Source organism: Streptomyces sp. A5-4 (genome assembly GCF_051131715.1).
In the GTDB taxonomy this organism is placed as follows: Bacteria; Actinomycetota; Actinomycetes; order Streptomycetales; family Streptomycetaceae; genus Streptomyces.
The window spans coordinates 6,433,526-6,450,329 of sequence record NZ_CP178591.1 but is presented as its reverse complement, the minus strand read 5'-3'; the positions used below and the strand labels follow the sequence as shown (position 1 = coordinate 6,450,329).

The following is a 16,804-nucleotide window of genomic DNA, read 5'->3' as shown; positions in this document are numbered from 1 at the left end:
TTGCCGCAATGTCTCACCGGGTGGACATCGCGTCCCTGTGGGTTGTCCGGATCATCGGGGACGGGCCGCCGTCTCGAACTTTTCCCACTGGGCGTCCAGGATTTCCCGCGGCACTCCCCCGATGTCCTTGGTCGCGGTGATCTCGCCGCGGAAGGAGAGGGTGGCCGAGCCGGAGCGTACGACCGTCAGGTACTCGTGAAGCTTGAGCTTGCCCTTCACGTCGAGGATCGTGAAGTGGTACGCCCTGGCCTCGTCCCCGAAGGCGGGCGGCTGCACGGGCTCGACCTTGAGGTACTTGCCCTCGGCGACGGCCCGCTCCTCGGTGAACCCGTCGGCGCACTCCTTGCCCGCCCTGCGGACGTCCTCCATGACGCGCGCCGCGTCGCCACCCACGTACGACCGGAGCTGGACGGCGAAGGTGGGGCCGAGCATCTCGCCGGGGAGCTCGACCTCGCGGCCGACCTCTGCCTTCGGCCGGTACGCGGTGACGTCCGCGGCGAGACTGACCAGTGGCTGGCAGACGGCGGGAGCAGCGGTGTAGGTGTCGCTGTGCGGGGCGCCGAGGGTGTACTCGGACGCGGTGTACGTGCCGACGCTCTCGCCGTCGGTGAAGGCCGCGGCCTTGAGCTGCGCCCCGGTGAGCGCGGCGGGCGTGGCCGAGCGGCCGGCTGCCTCAGCGGATCGGACGGCTTCGGCGGAGGCCTTGCCGTCCTGCTCACCGGAGCCTGCGCATGCGACGCCGCCCACACACACGAGCCCGGCCACCACGACGCCCACGGCCTGCCGCCTTGCCTCCCGGAACATCTGTGACCCCTGGTTCTGTCGCCGCGTACGTGAGGCTCGATTGTGCTGCACGGGCGTGTCCGGCGTCACTGGTCACACTCGCACATACGTCGCCCGAGGCCGCTCCACGGCCCCGCGGCCGAGGACGCGCAGGGGGTGTCCGGGCCACGGCTGTGCGGCCGTGGCCCGGCGGGGTGTCAGCGGATCGGACGGTGGACGTTCTCGTGCTGGGACGGGCCCGGGGCGGCTTCGGCGATCCAGGGGCCCTCGCCGCTCGGGTCGACGATGCCCTGCTCCAGCCAGGTGTACGTACCGGACAGGACGCCCTCGACGACCTTGCCGTCCAGGTCGTCGGTGTTGGACCACAGCCGGGTGAAGAGTTCTTCCACCCGGATGCGGGACTGCCGGCAGAAGACGTCCGCCAGCTGATAGGCCTCGCGCCCGTAGTCCTCCGTGGTCCGCAGCAGCTCGGCGCGTACACACGCCGCGCTCATCGCGAACAGCTCCGCGCCGATGTCGACGATCCGGCCGAGGAAGCCCTGCTTGGTCTCCATCCGGCCCTGCCAGCGCGACATCGCGTAGAAGGTCGAACGGGCCAGCTTGCGGGCGGTGCGTTCCGCGTACCGCAGGTGCACCGAGAGATCCGGGTGACCGGCCGGACGGAATTCGGCGTACGAGCGCGGCAGTTGGCCGGGGCCGGTGACCAGCTTCGGGAGCCACTTGGCGTAGAAACCGGCCGCGTTCGCGCCCGCCTTCGCCTTCGCCGAGAACGGCTTGTCGGGGTCGATGATGTCGCCCGCCACCTTCAGGTGGGCGTCGACCGCCTCACGGGCGATCAGCAGGTGCATGATCTCCGTCGAGCCCTCGAAGATCCGGTTGATGCGCAGATCGCGCAGGATCTGCTCGGCGGGGACCGCCCGCTCGCCGCGCGCCGCCAGGGAGTCGGCCGTCTCGAACCCCCGCCCGCCACGGATCTGGACAAGCTCGTCGGCCATCAGCCAGGCCATTTCGCTGCCGTACAGCTTGGCCAGGGCCGCCTCGATGCGGATGTCATTGCGGTCCTCGTCGGCCATCTGCGACGACAGATCGAGGACGGCTTCGAGCGCGAACGTCGTAGCCGCGATGAACGAGATCTTCGAGCCCACCGCCTCGTGCATCGCCACGGGCTTGCCCCACTGCTCGCGCACGGAGGACCATTCGCGGGCGATCTTCAGGCACCACTTTCCCGCGCCCACGCACATCGCGGGCAGCGAGAGGCGGCCCGTGTTGAGCGTGGTGAGGGCGATCTTGAGCCCCGCGCCCTCCGCGCCGATGCGGTTCTCGGCCGGGACCCGGACCTGGTGGAAGCGGGTGACGCCGTTCTCCAGACCGCGCAGGCCCATGAAGGCGTTGCGCTTCTCGACGGTCACACCGGGGGCGTCCGCCTCCACCACGAAGGCGGTGATGCCGCCCTTGTGACCCTCGGACTTCGGCACGCGCGCCATGACGACCAGCAGATCGGCGACGACGCCGTTGGTGGTCCACAGCTTCACGCCGTCCATCACATACGTGTCGCCGTCCGGCACGGCCGTGGTCGCCAGGCGGGCCGGGTCCGAGCCCACGTCGGGCTCGGTGAGCAGGAACGCGGAAATGTCCGTACGGGCCAGCCGCGGCAGGAACGCGGCCTTCTGCTCCGGGGTGCCGAAGATTTTGAGGGGCTGCGGTACGCCGATCGACTGATGGGCGGAGAGCAGCGCGCCCAGGGCTGGGCTGGCCGAGCCGACGAGGGCCAGCGCCTTGTTGTAGTACACCTGGGTGAGGCCCAGGCCGCCGTACTCGGTGTCGATCTTCATGCCGAGAGCGCCGAGTTCCTTGAGGCCGTTGATGACCTCGTCGGGGATCTTCGCCTCGCGCTCGATCTGCGCGCTGTCGATCTTCGTTTCGCAGAAGTCGCGCAGGGTGGCGAGGAATTCCTCGCCGCGCCGGGCGTCTTCGGGGGGCGGCATCGGGTGGGGGTGGATGAGGTCGAGGCGTAGGCGGCCGAGGAAGAGTTCCTTGGCGAAACTCGGCTTTCGCCAGTCCTGTTCGCGTGCGGCCTCGGCCACCCGGCGCGCTTCGCGCTCGGAGACCTTGGGCTGCTGGGACTTGTCGAGTGGTGCGGACATGAGGAGCTCACCTCGCCGCGGAGTCGGGGAAAGGACCCGGCCGACTGCGTACTACCGGCCGGTTCTACTCGTCCGTACTACCCGATGTCCGACGTTCCCACCAGACCTACGACGGCCGGAGCCCCCGCACAGAGGGCTCCGACCGCCGGTTCAGGGGGGTTACTCAGAGGTCGAGGCCGGTGAAGACCATGACCCGCTCGTACGTGTAGTCGTCCATGGCGTAACGCACGCCCTCACGGCCGACGCCGGACTGCTTGACGCCGCCGTACGGCATCTGGTCCGCGCGGTACGAGGGGACGTCGCCGATGATCACGCCGCCGACCTCCAGAGCGCGGTGGGCGCGGAAGGCGGTCCGCAGGTCGTGCGTGAAGACGCCGGCCTGGAGGCCGTACTTGGAGTCGTTGACCGCGGCGAACGCCTCGGCCTCACCGTCGACCTCGCGCACGGTCAGCACCGGGCCGAAGACCTCTTCCTCGGCGAGCGTCACACCGCCCGGCACATCGGCGAGCACGGTGGGCGCGTACGACGCACCCTCGCGCTTACCGCCCGCGAGCAGCCGCGCACCCGCGCCAACGGCCTCGTCGACCCAGCTCTCGACGCGCTTGGCGGCGTCCTCGCTGACCAGCGGACCGACATCGGTGGCGGCGTCGGACGGGTCACCGGCGACCTGCTTGCCCACGGCCGCGACGATCTTCGGCAGAAGCCGCTCGTACACGGACGAGTCGGCAATAACGCGCTGCACCGAGATGCAGGACTGACCGCCCTGGTAGTTGGAGAAGGTGGCGATACGGGTCGCCGCCCAGTCCAGGTCCTTCTCGGAGGCCCAGTCACCCAGCACGACGGCCGCGCCGTTGCCGCCGAGCTCCAGGGTGCAGTGCTTGCGCGGCACCGAATCCATGATCGCGTAACCGACCTTGTCGGACCCGGTAAAGGAAATAACCGGCAGCCGCTCGTCCTGCACCAGGGCAGGCATCCGCTCGTTCGCCACCGGGAGCACGGACCACGATCCGACCGGCAGATCGGTCTCGGCCAGCAGCTCACCGAGGATCAGCCCGGACAGCGGCGTCGCGGGAGCCGGCTTCAGAATGATGGGAGCGCCGACGGCGATCGCCGGGGCGATCTTGTGGGCGCACAGGTTCAGCGGGAAGTTGAACGGCGCGATGCCCAGGACGGTGCCGCGGGGGAAGCGGCGCGTCAGGGCGAGCCGGCCGACGCCGCCCGCGTCGGTGTCGAGGCGCTGGGCCTCGCCGCCGTTGAAGCGGCGGGCCTCCTCGGCGGCGAACCGGAACACGGAGACGGCGCGGCCGACCTCACCGCGGGCCCACTTGATGGGCTTGCCGTTCTCGGCGGAGATCAGCTGGGCGATCTCCTCGGTGCGCTCGACGAGACGCCGGCTGACGTGATCGAGGGCGGCGGCGCGGACGTGCGCCGGGGTCGCCGCGAACTCGCTCTCGACGGCGTACGCAGCGGCGACCGCCTCTTCGACCTGGGCGTCGGTGGGAACGCTCACGGTACCGACGACGCGGCCGTCCCAGGGGGACGTCACCTCGAAGGTGTCCTCGCCGGTGGCCTGGCGGCCGGCGAGCCAGAAGGCGTGGGTGGAAGTCATGGTGGTTCCGGCCCTTCGGTGGGGTGGGTGCTGCGTCCCACCGTAGGGGCGCGGACCCGCCGGGTCGTTTGTCCGACGTGGAGTACGACACCCACGAGAGACGCCGCTTTGTCGGATGCGGGGGCGCGGGCGGGTGCGGCGTGGGGGCGCGGTGTGCGGGGCGCGGGTCGCCGGATGTGCGGGCGGGTGCGGCGTGGGGGCGGGGGTGCGGGTCGCCGGATGTGCGGGTCCGGGGCGCCGGGCGCGGGGACGAGGCCTGGGGGCTCCGGATGTGCGGACGGGTGCGGGGGCGCCGGGGGGTACGAGGTCCGGGGTGCGGGTCCGGGGCGCCGGGGGCGCCGGGGGCGGGGCAGCGTACCCAGGGCGCGGGTCGCCGGATGTGCGGGCGGGTACGAGGACCGGGGCGCCGGGGGCGGGTACGAACCCTGGGGGGCGCCGGGAGCGGCGGGCGACTGGGTCGGGGTCGGGTGGTGCGCGCTCCGTAGGCGCAGGCGCGCGCTTTCCCCTACCCGCCCCTTCCCGAAACTGAGGGGCGTCCCACAGACCCCCGGGCCGGCACCCGGCACCCGGCAGCAGCTGTCGGCCAGGCCCTGAGCGGTCGTACGGACTACCCGCCGGTCGCGGGGTCGCACCCATCGACGGCGAGGGGCATCGGGACACGCATCGACGGCCGGAGCGGATCGCCGCACGAATCGACGGCGCGAGGAGATCGCCCACCCATTCGACGGCGCGAGGGAATCGGGACACCCATCGTCGGCGGGAAGGAGCCGGGACTCGACGGCGGGAGGGGGTCGGGGTCGTAGGGAGTGGTGTTCGGGACGTAAAGCGTGATTTGTGGGCCTCTTCCCCGGCCCACGACCCAATGCCCCGCAGTGCGCCTAAATCATGCAGTCCCGGACGCCGCTCCCGGAGGCCCCGGCCCCCGGCCCCCGGCCCCAGACGCACCCCCGCACCGCCCCCACTCACACCCCCGCAGAAGTCGCCTTCAGCGCCAGCCAAAGCTCCATCCGCACATCCGCATCGTCCAACGAGCGCCCCAGGATCTCCTCCACCCGCCGCATCCGGTAACGCAACGTGTGCCGGTGCACCCCCAGGTCCGCCGCGGCCGCGTCCCACTGCCCGTGCCGCGACAGCCACGCCCGCAGCGAGGCCACCAGATCGCCGCGCCCCGTCGCGTCGTGCTCGTGAAGCGCCCGCAGCATGCTGTCCGCGAAGGACCGCACCGCATCGTCCGCGAGCAGCTGCATGACGGACCCCGCCGCCAGCTCCTCGTGCTCCACCAGCGAACGCCCCCGCCGCTTCGCGACCGACAGCGCCTGCTCCGCCTGCTTGTAAGCGGACACCGCCGCGATCGGCCCGGCGGGCGCCGAAAGGCCGACGACCAGCTCGTCGCCGTCGGCCGGTTCGAGCGGCCGGGCCGACGTACCGCGCCGCACCTCCGTGTGGGCCGTGCACGCAGCCACCGCCTCACCGCCGTCCGCCGCGAGGACAACGAGCCGCTCCCCGTCCGGCACCACGAGCACCGCCTCCCCCGCCCGGGACGCCGCGGACTCCATCGCGTCGGCGAGGCCCTGCAAGGGGTCGGCCCCCGAGGGCTCGCTCTCCGTCTCCGAGACCGCCGGCTCGGCGATCAGCAGGCGAAACGGCGCGTCGAGCAGCCCGCTGTAGAGGTCCCCCGCCACCGCCCGCGCGTGATCGGGCTCGCCCGCGAGCAGCATCCGCAGCACCGCCGCGCCGAGCCGCTGCTCCGCCGCCTGCAGGGACCGCGACCGCTCCGTGGTCAGTGTCAGCAGGGCGATCGCCGAGTGGACGGCGTACCGCTCCGCGATGCCCAGCGGAGCCCCCGTGCCGACCGCCAGAACGCCCCGCACCCGCCGCCCCGCGCCCAACGACTGGAGCTCGACCCGGTCGTCCGCCTCGGGGTCCGAGTCCGCCCCGCCGCCGCCCACCACGGAGCTCGCGGGCGCGGGACGCTCCTGGAGGCGTTCGATGTCGGCGGTGAGCCGGGCGGCGCGGCGCGCGGCCCACTCGGGCGCCGCGACAACCACCGCGCCGGAGACGTCGTACAGCGCGGCCCATCCCTTGACGTGCGCGGCGAGCCTGGCCAGCAGTTCCGCGGGCCCGTCCCCGGCGAGGGCCGCCTTCGTCAGGTCGCGCTGCGCCTCGTACCCGGCGGTCACGGCCCGGTACTGGTCGGCGGCGATGGCCGCGGAGACGGCCTTGCTGATGGCGATGAAGGGGGTGCGTCGCGGCACGGCGAGCAGCGGCAGGTTCCCGTCCTTCGCCGCCTGTACGAGTGCGTCCGGAATGTCCTCGTAGTTGACGCCGATGGCGAAGCCGAGCCCGACGACGCCGGCGCCGGTCAGCCGCTGTACGTACCGGCGCATCGCTTCCGGGTCCTCGGCGTCGAGCTTCATGGCGGTGACGAGAAGGAGCTCGCCGCCCTCCATGTAGGGAACGGGGTCGGCGAGCTCACTCGCGTGGGCCCAGCGCACGGGAGTCTCCAGCAGATCCTCCCCGGCGCGCACGGTGAGCTTGAGCGCCGGGTGGTGAACGAGCGAGGCGAGCGTGGGCGGCATGGACCGGAGAACTTTCGGCAGAGGGGGGAGCGTCTTCGCCGCCCCGTATGAACGGCTACTGCCAATTCTGCCAGGGCGTACGGGTGGGCCGCGCCGGGTCGAGGCCGATCCGGGGCCGTCGTCAGCTCCGCAGGTCCACGAGCAGCGGCGGAGCGTGCTCGCCGCGCACCGTGGTGAGGGAGAGGACGGCGTGCCCGGCGGGCACGGAGTGGGCGAGGTCGGACGCGGACCAACGTTCGCGCTCCACCTTGCGCACGGTCACCGCGTCCGTGGTCACGGCCTTGCCGGTGACGATCCGCCGGAAGACGTGGAAGGCGCGGGTGAGCGGCTGGTCGGCGAAGACCGTGCGGCTGGTGACGTCGCGCGTCTCGACCCACTCGGTGCCCCACGACTCGGCGAAGCGTTTGCCGTCCCAGGTGGTCACCCCGGAGAAGGCCATCCGGCAGCCGACGGCGCCGAGCAGAGCGGAGTGCAGTTTCTCCGGTACGTCGTCGAGGGTGCGCAGGGTGAGCACCGCACCGGCGTTCACGGACCGCAGCCGCTGGATGCCGCGCACCGTTTCGGTGGTGATGGTCCGGGTGGCGTCGTCGAGGACGAGGCAGGCGAAGAGGGACCGGTCGGCGCGGTGTGCGGCGCTCGCCGTGAACTGGGTGAGGACGATGCGGGCGAGCATCCGGGAGGCCTCGGCGTGGCCGCGCTCCGGCAGGTCGATGCGGACGCGCAGCGGGTGTTCCAGGGAGCGCAGCGAGAAGGGGCGGGCCCTGTCGCCGGTGTCGAAGAAGGACGCGAAGGCGGGCCGGTCGAGGAGAGCGACGCGGTCGGCGAGGGCGAGGCCGGGGTCACCGGGGGCGCCCGACTGCCGGGCACGGGCGTCGAGTTCACGCTGGAGGGCGTAGTGCGCGCCGCCGTCGAGCGCCTCGCGCAGGGCGGCGAGCGCGGTCGGGACGCCGTCGAGGAGTTCCCGCAGTTCGGGTACGGAGGGAAAGCGCCCGTGTGCCGCGCGGTACGGGCCGAGGAGCTGGGCCAGGGCGGTGGCGGCGCGGCGGCTGTCGACGTCGGGCAGGTCGCCGACGAAGCCTTCGGCGAGTACGGCGGCGGCCTCGTCGGGGTCGGTGGTCCCGCCGTACAGGTCGAGGTCGTAGGCGGACGTGGTGTCGCCGAGCTTGACGACGACGTCGTACGCCTCGTCGGGGCCGAGCTGCGCGCCGACCGCCCCGACGGCGATGACGGCGGCCTGTCCCGCGAGTGCCTGGAGGGCCAGTGACTCGGCGACGGGCCGCACGAGGTGGCTGGTCTTGCCGGAGCCCGGCGGGCCGACGGCGACCAGCGAGGTGCCGAGCAGGGTCGGGTCGAGGGCGAGGCCGGTGCCGCGCCGGGAGTACGGGTTGCGTTCGCCGGGGTGGACGGTGCCGAGCCTGACCTGACGGGCGCGCAGGTCGTGCGCGGCGGCGCGTACGGGCAGGTCGCGCGCCCCCGAGGGGTGGACGCAGGCGGCGGCGCCGTTGCGCAGGACGGTTTCGGTGAAGGACGTCAGCCGGGACGGGTCGGCCTGGACGGACTGCCAGGCGCGGCGGATGCGGGTGTAGTCGACGTCGTTCATCCGCCCGGAGCGGATCTCCCCCGCGAGCAGCCCGGCGGCCTCGGTCTGTCCAGCGCCGGTCAGCTCGGGCCACTCGGCGGGGTCGGCGGCCGATCCGGCGTCGACGCGGGGGTCGGGGGCCGGTCCGGTGGCGGGCGCCTTGGGCAGCAGATAGCGGCGGACGACCTCGGCCCAGCGGCCGAGCCGCCCGAAGGCGACGGCGAGGAGGAGGGCGAACAGCCCGTAGTAGAGGTACGACACCCAGACGTAGGCCATGTTGCCGCCGTCCTCGCGCCAGGATCCGGGCGTGAACCAGAAGAGCGGCCACAGCCAGAAGGAGATGTAACCGTTCCAGCAGAGCGACCAGATCAGCAGGGCGGTGAGGAGGGAGATCAGCGCGCCGCTGACGAGCTGACGCCCGGGGACGACCTCGGGCTCCTCGGCGGGCCGTGGCACGTGCCCGTAGGCCCAGACCCCCGGCTCGCCGGTGGGCCGCGGGGTGCGCAGCCACTCGCCGAGTGAGGGCCCGCTGTCCGGGGCGTGGGCGGGGGTGGGCGGGACGGGCGGCGTCGAGGGCGGTGGGCCGGCCGGGCGCGGCACGGGGGCGGCTGCCCGGGTGGCGCGTGCGTCGTGTGTGCCCTCGGTGTCCATGTGCTGCCCCTCGTCCCCTGACCAGCTCACTACGTGGCTGCCCGTGTCGCCGCGCGCAGAGCCTCAATCTAGGCGATGTGCGGCCGGTCTCCGTGGCGTCCGGCGGTCCGGCACGCACATCCGCCGCACCGGATGTCGACACGGCGGTCGCTATGTCCGTCGCGGACAACGACGCGCTTCCACTTCTCCCGAACGGAACATGCCCCGGCCGCTCCGCCGCCCCTAGCCTGCAAAAGTAAGGAAGCGTCCGGAATACCCCCAGGAGCCCCGCATGAGCGCAATCCCGCAGGAGCGCCGCATCGTCACCGCCATCCCCGGCCCCAAGTCCCAGGAGCTGCAGGCCCGCCGTCTCGGCGCGGTCGCCGGCGGCGTGGGCTCCGTACTTCCCGTGTTCGCCGCGCGCGCGAACGGCGGGATCATCGAGGACGTCGACGGCAACCGCCTGATCGACTTCGGTTCCGGCATCGCAGTGACGTCGGTCGGCTCGTCCGCCGAGGCCGTCGTGCGCCGCGCGTCCGCGCAGCTCGCCGACTTCACCCACACCTGTTTCATGGTGACGCCGTACGAGGGCTATGTGGAGGTCTGTGAGCAGCTCGCCGAGCTGACCCCGGGCGACCACGCGAAGAAGTCGGCGCTGTTCAACTCCGGCGCCGAGGCCGTCGAGAACGCCGTCAAGATCGCCCGTGCGTACACCAAGCGCCAGGCCGTCGTCGTCTTCGACCACGGCTACCACGGCCGTACGAACCTCACCATGGGCATGACGGCGAAGAACATGCCGTACAAGAACGGCTTCGGCCCGTTCGCCCCGGAGATCTACCGCGTCCCGGTCGCCTACGGCTACCGCTGGCCGACCGGCGAGGAGAACGCCGGCGCCGAGGCGTCCGCCCAGGCCATCGACATGATCGTCAAGCAGATCGGCGCGGAGAACGTCGCCGCGATCATCATCGAGCCGGTGCTCGGCGAGGGCGGCTTCATCGAGCCCGCCAAGGGCTTCCTGCCCGCGATCTCGAAGTTCGCCACGGACAACGGGATCGTGTTCGTCGCGGACGAGATCCAGTCCGGCTTCTGCCGCACCGGCCAGTGGTTCGCGTGCGAGGACGAGAACGTCGTCCCCGACCTGATCACCACCGCCAAGGGCATCGCGGGCGGTCTGCCGCTCGCCGCCGTCACCGGCCGCGCCGAGATGATGGACGCGCCGCACAGCGGTGGCCTGGGTGGCACGTACGGCGGAAACCCGGTGGCCTGTGCCGCCGCGCTGGGCGCCATCGAGACGATGAAGGAGCTCGACCTCAACGCGAGGGCCAAGCGCATCGAGGAGGTCATGAAGGCCCGTCTCGCGGCGATCCAGGAGAAGTACGACATCGTCGGCGACATCCGTGGCCGCGGCGCCATGATCGCGATCGAGCTGGTGAAGTCCGGCACGAAGGACTCCAACCCGGAGGCCACCGGCGCCCTTGCCAAGGCGTGCCACGCGGAGGGCCTGCTGGTCCTCACCTGCGGCACCTACGGCAATGTGCTGCGCTTCCTGCCGCCGCTGGTGATCGGCGAGGACCTGCTGAACGAGGGCATGGACATCATCGAGGCGGCTTTCGCCCGGGTGTGAGCTGTGAAGAAGCTGTGGGGGGCCAATGGCGGGATGGAGTTGCGCCTGTCGGTCCCCCATTCGCTGCCGTACGGTTTCTACAGATGAGAGAAACACCCCGCTCGCAGGGGACTGCGGGTGGATCCAGGTCGGAGCGTCCCCAGCCCCGCCCTGGTCGTGCCTTCGCGCACGCCACTGGAGCCTCTGGCTCCGGAACTCCTCACCGATCGGACGGTCGTCCGCCCCACACCCCCCGGGGTGCACGGCAATCCGGTCCTGGCGGCTGCCTCGGAACTACCCCCCCTGTTCCGGGGCAGCCGGCTTTCCTCTTCCCGGCGCCTGGCGCCTTCCTCACCCTCTTCGGGCTCTTCGGCCTGCTCTTCGCGCTGATCACCTGGCAGGTAGTGGCCGAGGGCCCCTTGCTGCGCGCGGACGAGCGGCTCAGCCGGGCCGTCGAGGGCCGCGGCCCCAACGCCCTCACCGAATTCCTCGCCGATCTCGGCAACATGTCCGTCGCGCTGCCCGCCCTGGCCGCGGCGGTCGGGTACGCCCTGTGGCGCGGCAGCCGCGCCCGCGCGCTCGGCGTCGTCCTCGCCATGGCGGCCGTGCCGGCCCTGGTGGTCCCGCTCAAGTCCTGGATCGCCCGCCCCGGCCCGCTCACCGCGGAGACCGGCTACTACCCGTCGGGGCACGCCGCCGCGTCGATGATGGCCTACTGCGGCGCGGCCGTGCTGCTCTGTGCGTACGTACGGGCGCGCCTGGTACTGCCGGCCGCCCTCGTCCTCACGGCGGCGACCGGCGCCGGCCTGGTGCTGCGCGGCTACCACTGGCCGCTCGACGTACTGGGCAGCTGGTGCCTGTGCGCCCTCCTGCTCCTGCTCCTCAGCCATCGCCCTGCCGGGCGAGACTCGCCGCCGCCTCGTGCATCGCGAGTTCGAGCAGCGCCGGATCGGTGAGGGTGCCCGAGCCGTCCGGCAGGACCAGCCAGCGGACGCCGCCGCCGGACGCCCGGCCCGGGTGGGGCACGACGATCCAGGTGCCGTGTCCCGCGCCCCGTACGCCGGTGCCGACCCAGCGCGCGGCCGTGCCCGGCGGCACGAAGAAGCCCATGCGGGAGTCGCCGAAATCGGCGAGGACGGGGCCCGGCCGGTCGACGAGACGCGCGAGGATGTCGAGCGTGGGACAGCCGAGCTCCCCCGGCAGGATCAGGACGTCCCAGCGCCTGCCGGCGGGAAGGAGAGCGACCCCCAGGGGGTTGCGCTCCCATTCCCACCGGCAGGCGTCGGGATCCCGTGCCACCGATGCGAGCCACTCCACCGCGGTCTTAGCCCCCGAGCCAGTCATCGCTCGGCCTCCATTCCTGCCTGTGCACGGGTAACGCGTTCACAGGAGAGAGGGGGGCCGGACTGGATCATTACGCGGGTTCTGGCACCTCGTGGTGGTGAACCGTGTCACACGGGAACCGTTGGCGGTGCGCCCCCGGCGTACCCGGCGCGCGGGCGGGCACCGCGGCGCTCAGCTGTCGAAGCCGAGGCCGAACCGGTCCATCGTCTTCAGCCACAGGTTGCGGTGCCCGCCGTTGTCGTCGGAGCGGGCCAGCGACCACTTGGTGAGGCCGATCCCCGCCCAGGCCAGCGGCTCGGGCGGAAAAGGCATCGGCTTGCTGCGCACCATCTCCAGCTCGGTGCGCTCGGTGCGCTCCCCCGCCAGCAGGTCGAGCATCACGTCCGCGCCGAAGCGGGTCGCCCCCACCCCGAGTCCGGTGTAGCCGGCGGCGTACGCGACCTTGCCCGCGTGGGCCGTGCCGAAGAAGGCCGAGAAGCGCGAGCAAGTGTCGATCGCGCCGCCCCAGGCGTGGCTGAAGCGCACGCCCTCCAACTGCGGGAAGCAGCGGAAGAAGTGGCCCGCGAGCTTGAGGTACGTCTCCGGACGGTGGTCCATTTCGGCGCTGAGTCTGCCGCCGAAGGGATAGATGGCGTCGTAACCGCCCCACAGGATGCGGTTGTCGGCGCTCAGCCGGAAGTAGTGGAACTGGTTGGCGCTGTCGCCGAGCCCCTGCCTGCCCTGCCAGCCGATCGAGGCGAGCTGCTCGTCGGTGAGCGGTTCGGTCATCAGCGCGTAGTCGTAGACGGGGACGGTGTACGGGCGCACGCGCTTGACCAGCGACGGGAAGATGTTGGTGCCGAGTGCGACGCGGTGGGCGAAGACCCGGCCGTACGGGGTGCGCACGGCCGTGCCCGCGCCCGCGGAGGACAGCTCCAGGCCGCGGGTGTGCTCGTAGATCCGCACGCCGAGCCCGAGGCAGGCCTGCTTGAGGCCCCAGGCGAGAGCGGCCGGGTTGAGCATCGCGACACCGCGCCGGTCCCACAGCCCGCCGAGGAAGGTCGGCGAGTCGACCTGGGCGCGCACGGCGTCGCGGTCGAGGAGTTCGAGCCCTTCGATGCCCAGGCGCCGGGCCTCCTCGTACGCCTCGTGCAGCTCTTCGACCTGGTGCGGTTCGGTCGCGACGTCGATCTCGCCGGTGCGCTCGAAGTCGCAGTCGATGCCGTACGCCTTGACCGCCGCCTCGATGGCGTCGAGGTTGCGCCCGCCGAGCTCCTCCAGCTTCGCCAGCTCCCGCGGCCAGCGGGCGAGCCCGTTGCCGAGGCCGTGGGTGAGGGAGGCGGCGCAGAAGCCGCCGTTGCGGCCGGAGGCGGCCCAGCCCACCTCGTTGCCCTCGATGAGCACGACGTCCCGGGACGGGTCGCGCTCCTTGGCGATGAGCGCGGTCCACAGCCCGCTGTAGCCGCCGCCGATGACGAGGAGGTCGCAGCGCTCGTCACCGGTGAGAGCCGGTTGCGGCGCGGGCTTCCTCGGATCGTCCAGCCAGAAAGAGACCGGCTGTACATCGGCGAGGGACTGTGCGTCGGAAAGGGATTGTTCGGCAGTACGCATGGCAACGGGAGCCATGGTTTCCAACTCCTTCAGGGACTTACCGGGGTGATGCGCTTTTCTTTCGCCGGCCGGCCACGATCTGGCCGCCGAGAACCATCAGTACCGCAATGACGAACATAGCCGTACCAATGACATTGATTTGTACGGGCGTGCCGCGCTGGGCGGATCCCCAGACGAACATGGGGAACGTCACGGTCGAGCCCGCATTGAAATTGGTGATGATGAAATCGTCGAAGGACAGCGCGAAGGCGAGCAGCGCTCCGGCGGCGATTCCGGGTGCGGCGATCGGCAGGGTGACCCGCAGGAAGGTCTGCACCGGACCGGCGTAGAGATCACGCGCGGCCTCTTCGAGGCGGGGGTCCATGGACATCACGCGTGCCTTGACCGCCGTTACGACGAAGCTCAGGCAGAACATGATGTGCGCGATGAGGACGGTCCAGAAGCCCAGCTGGGCGCCCATGTTGAGGAAGAGCGTCAGCAGCGAGGCGGCCATCACGACCTCGGGCATGGCCATCGGCAGGAAGATCAACGAGTTGATCGCGCCGCGCGCCCGGAAGCGGTAGCGGACCAGCGCGAAGGCGATCATCGAGCCGAGGACGGTCGCGCCGACCGTCGCCCAGACCGCGATCTGGAGTGAGAGGGAGAGGGAGCCGCACAGGTCGGCGACGCCGCACGGGTCCTCCCAGGCGTCCAGGGAGAATTTCTGCCACGCGTAATTGAAGCGCCCGTTCGGCTTGTTGAACGAGAACACCATCACGACGACGTTGGGCAGCAGCATGTAGGCGAGCGTCAGCAGGCCCGCGATGACAATGAGGTTGCGTCGGATCCACTTCACTAGACCAGATCCTCCGTACCGGATTTACGGATGTACACGGTGACCATGACCAGCACGATCGCCATGAGAATGAAGGACAGCGCGGCTGCCGTCGGATAGTCGAGGACGCGCAGGAATTGCGACTGGATGACGCTGCCGACCATTTTCGTATCGGTCGAACCGAGCAGTTCCGCGTTGACGTAGTCGCCGCTCGCCGGAATGAAGGTCAGGAGCGTGCCCGAGACGACTCCGGGCATCGACAGCGGGAAGGTCACCTTACGAAACGTGGTGGCCGGGGTGGCGTACAGGTCGCCCGCGGCCTCGTGGAGCCTGCCGTCGATGCGCTCCAGCGAGGTGTAGAGCGGCAGGATCATGAAGGGCAGGAAGTTGTACGTCAGACCGCAGACCACCGCCATCGGCGTGGCCAGCACCCGGCTGCCCTCGGTCCAGCCCAGCCAGCTCGTGACGTCGAGGACGTGCAGGGTGTTCAGCAGGTCCACCACCGGGCCGCCGTCCGCGAGGATCGTCTTCCAGGCGAGCGTGCGGATGAGGAAGCTGGTGAAGAACGGCGCGATGACCAGGACCAGAACCAGATTGCGCCAGCGGCCCGCCTTGAAGGCGATCATGTACGCGAGCGGGTAGCCGAGAAGCAGGCACAGCAGGGTGGCGGTGCCTGCGTACAGCAGCGACCGTACGAACTGCGGGTAGTAGTCCGTCAGCGCGTCCCAGTACGTCTGGAAGTGCCAGGTGACCTCGAAGCCCTTCTCCAGGGACCCGGTCTGCACGGACGTCGAGGCCTGGTAGACCATCGGCAGCGCGAAGAAGACCAGCAGCCACAGGATGCCGGGCAGCAGCAGCCAGTACGGGACGAGCCGCTTGCGGGCGGGGATCTTCCGCAGCGGGAGGTCCTGCGGCGCGAGCGCCTCGGGGGGCGCGTCGGTGAGGGTCACGCGCCCTCCTCCGCCGTCTCCACGCCCGCGTCGCTCACTGTCCCGGCAAGCAGGGACTGGCCCGCGTCGAGCCCGAAAGTGTGCGCCGGGTTCCAGTGCATGACCACCTCGGCGCCGGGGGCGAGGCGGGCGTCGCGCTCTATGTTCTGCGCGTACACCTCGAACTCGGCGCAGGCCGGGCTGTCGACGACGTACTGGGTGGAGACGCCGATGAAGCTGGAGGCGACGATCCGGCCGGTGATCCGGTTGCGCCCGTCGGGGACGGCGCCCGCGTCGTCGGCGTGCGCGAGGGACACCTTCTCCGGGCGTACGCCGACGAGCAGCTTTCCACCGCTGCGGGTCCCCGCCGAACATCGCTCGTCGGGCAGCCGCAGCTTGGAGCCGCCACAGCTGACCACCACGGTGTCGCCCGCGGTCTCGACGACCTCGGCCTCGATGAGGTTGGACGTGCCGAGGAAGTTGGCGACGAACGTCGTCCTCGGGTTCTCGTAGAGGTCGGCGGGTGTGCCGAGCTGCTCGACACGGCCGCCGTTCATCACCGCGACCTGGTCGGCCATGGTCATGGCCTCCTCCTGGTCGTGGGTGACATGGACGAAGGTGATGCCGACCTCGGTCTGGATGCGCTTGAGCTCCAGCTGCATCTGGCGGCGCAGCTTCAGGTCGAGGGCGCCGAGCGGCTCGTCGAGGAGCAGCACCTGCGGGTGGTTGATGAGCGCGCGGGCGACGGCGACGCGCTGCTGCTGGCCGCCGGAGAGCTGATGCGGCTTGCGCTTCGCGAACGGGCCGAGCTCGACGAGGCCGAGCATGTCGTCGACCTGCTTCTTCACCGACTTGATGCCGCGCCGGCGCAGCCCGAAGGCGATGTTCTCGGTGACGTCGAGGTGCGGGAAGAGCGCGTAGCTCTGAAAGACGGTGTTGACCGGGCGCTTGTACGGCTGGAGGTCGGTGACGTCCTTGTCGCCGAGGAAGACGGTGCCGGTCGTCGGTTCCTCAAGCCCCGCGATCATCCGCAGGGTGGTCGTCTTGCCGCAGCCCGAAGCGCCGAGCAGGGCGAAGAAGGAGCCCTGCGGGACGGTCAGGTCGAGGGGGTGCACGGCCGTGAACGAGCCGTAGGTCTTGCTGATCCCGGAGAGGCGGACGTCGCCGCCTTCTGTCTTCTGCGTCATGGGGTGTGGTCCC

General features: G+C 71.3%; 12 protein-coding genes. 2 read left to right on the top strand and 10 right to left on the bottom strand.

The features are described from left to right. Positions 1–51: 51 nt before the first annotated feature. The 5 genes from ACLLJJ_RS30295 to ACLLJJ_RS30275 all read right to left on the bottom strand — a co-directional run bounded on the left by ACLLJJ_RS30295 (position 52) and on the right by ACLLJJ_RS30275 (position 9,345). The gene (locus tag ACLLJJ_RS30295; protein ID WP_434597225.1) at positions 52–804 is read right to left on the bottom strand and encodes a hypothetical protein; all 753 of its coding nucleotides are present in this window, start codon (positions 802–804) and stop codon (positions 52–54) included. Between the two features lie 176 nt (positions 805–980). Beyond that, on the bottom strand, positions 981–2,927 hold the full coding sequence (locus ACLLJJ_RS30290) for an acyl-CoA dehydrogenase family protein (protein ID WP_434597223.1): 1,947 nt from the start codon (positions 2,925–2,927) through the stop codon (positions 981–983). A gap of 163 nt (positions 2,928–3,090) precedes the next feature. Further along, positions 3,091–4,536 (bottom strand): aldehyde dehydrogenase family protein, encoded by a 1,446-nt coding sequence (locus ACLLJJ_RS30285; protein ID WP_434597221.1) that lies wholly within the window; start codon positions 4,534–4,536, stop codon positions 3,091–3,093. Between the two features lie 962 nt (positions 4,537–5,498). After that, the gene (locus ACLLJJ_RS30280; RefSeq protein ID WP_434597219.1) at positions 5,499–7,115 is read right to left on the bottom strand and encodes a PucR family transcriptional regulator; all 1,617 of its coding nucleotides are present in this window, start codon (positions 7,113–7,115) and stop codon (positions 5,499–5,501) included. A 121-nt stretch (positions 7,116–7,236) separates the two neighbouring features. Further along, complete coding sequence (locus ACLLJJ_RS30275) at positions 7,237–9,345, bottom strand: ATP-binding protein (RefSeq protein ID WP_434597217.1); 2,109 nt, start codon at positions 9,343–9,345, stop codon at positions 7,237–7,239. 271 nt (positions 9,346–9,616) lie between these two features. Between ACLLJJ_RS30275 and gabT the strand changes: the two genes are divergently transcribed. Next, the gene (gabT, locus tag ACLLJJ_RS30270; protein WP_434597216.1) at positions 9,617–10,948 is read left to right on the top strand and encodes a 4-aminobutyrate--2-oxoglutarate transaminase; all 1,332 of its coding nucleotides are present in this window, start codon (positions 9,617–9,619) and stop codon (positions 10,946–10,948) included. A gap of 383 nt (positions 10,949–11,331) precedes the next feature. Then, positions 11,332–11,883, top strand: a complete 552-nt coding sequence (locus ACLLJJ_RS30265; protein ID WP_434597213.1) for a phosphatase PAP2 family protein — start codon at positions 11,332–11,334, stop codon at positions 11,881–11,883. Here the strand turns inward: ACLLJJ_RS30265 and ACLLJJ_RS30260 are convergent. The 5 genes from ACLLJJ_RS30260 to ACLLJJ_RS30240 all read right to left on the bottom strand — a co-directional run bounded on the left by ACLLJJ_RS30260 (position 11,810) and on the right by ACLLJJ_RS30240 (position 16,791). Continuing rightward, entirely contained in the window at positions 11,810–12,271 is a 462-nt protein-coding gene (locus tag ACLLJJ_RS30260; protein ID WP_434597210.1) for a hypothetical protein, read from the bottom strand. The two genes, ACLLJJ_RS30265 and ACLLJJ_RS30260, sit on opposite strands and share 74 nt — an antisense overlap. Before the next feature lie 171 nt (positions 12,272–12,442). Then, positions 12,443–13,876, bottom strand: coding sequence for an NAD(P)/FAD-dependent oxidoreductase (locus ACLLJJ_RS30255; RefSeq protein ID WP_434597209.1), 1,434 nt, complete (start codon positions 13,874–13,876; stop codon positions 12,443–12,445). Between the two features lie 22 nt (positions 13,877–13,898). Then, complete coding sequence (locus ACLLJJ_RS30250; RefSeq protein ID WP_434600567.1) at positions 13,899–14,639, bottom strand: ABC transporter permease; 741 nt, start codon at positions 14,637–14,639, stop codon at positions 13,899–13,901. Positions 14,640–14,695: 56 nt separating this feature from the next. Then, positions 14,696–15,625: an ABC transporter permease gene (locus tag ACLLJJ_RS30245; RefSeq protein WP_434597208.1), complete on the bottom strand. Its 930-nt coding sequence runs from the start codon at positions 15,623–15,625 to the stop codon at positions 14,696–14,698. After that, positions 15,622–16,791, bottom strand: a complete 1,170-nt coding sequence (locus ACLLJJ_RS30240) for an ABC transporter ATP-binding protein (RefSeq protein WP_434597206.1) — start codon at positions 16,789–16,791, stop codon at positions 15,622–15,624. The genes ACLLJJ_RS30245 and ACLLJJ_RS30240 overlap by 4 nt, the downstream gene beginning before the upstream one ends. Positions 16,792–16,804 lie beyond the last annotated feature (13 nt).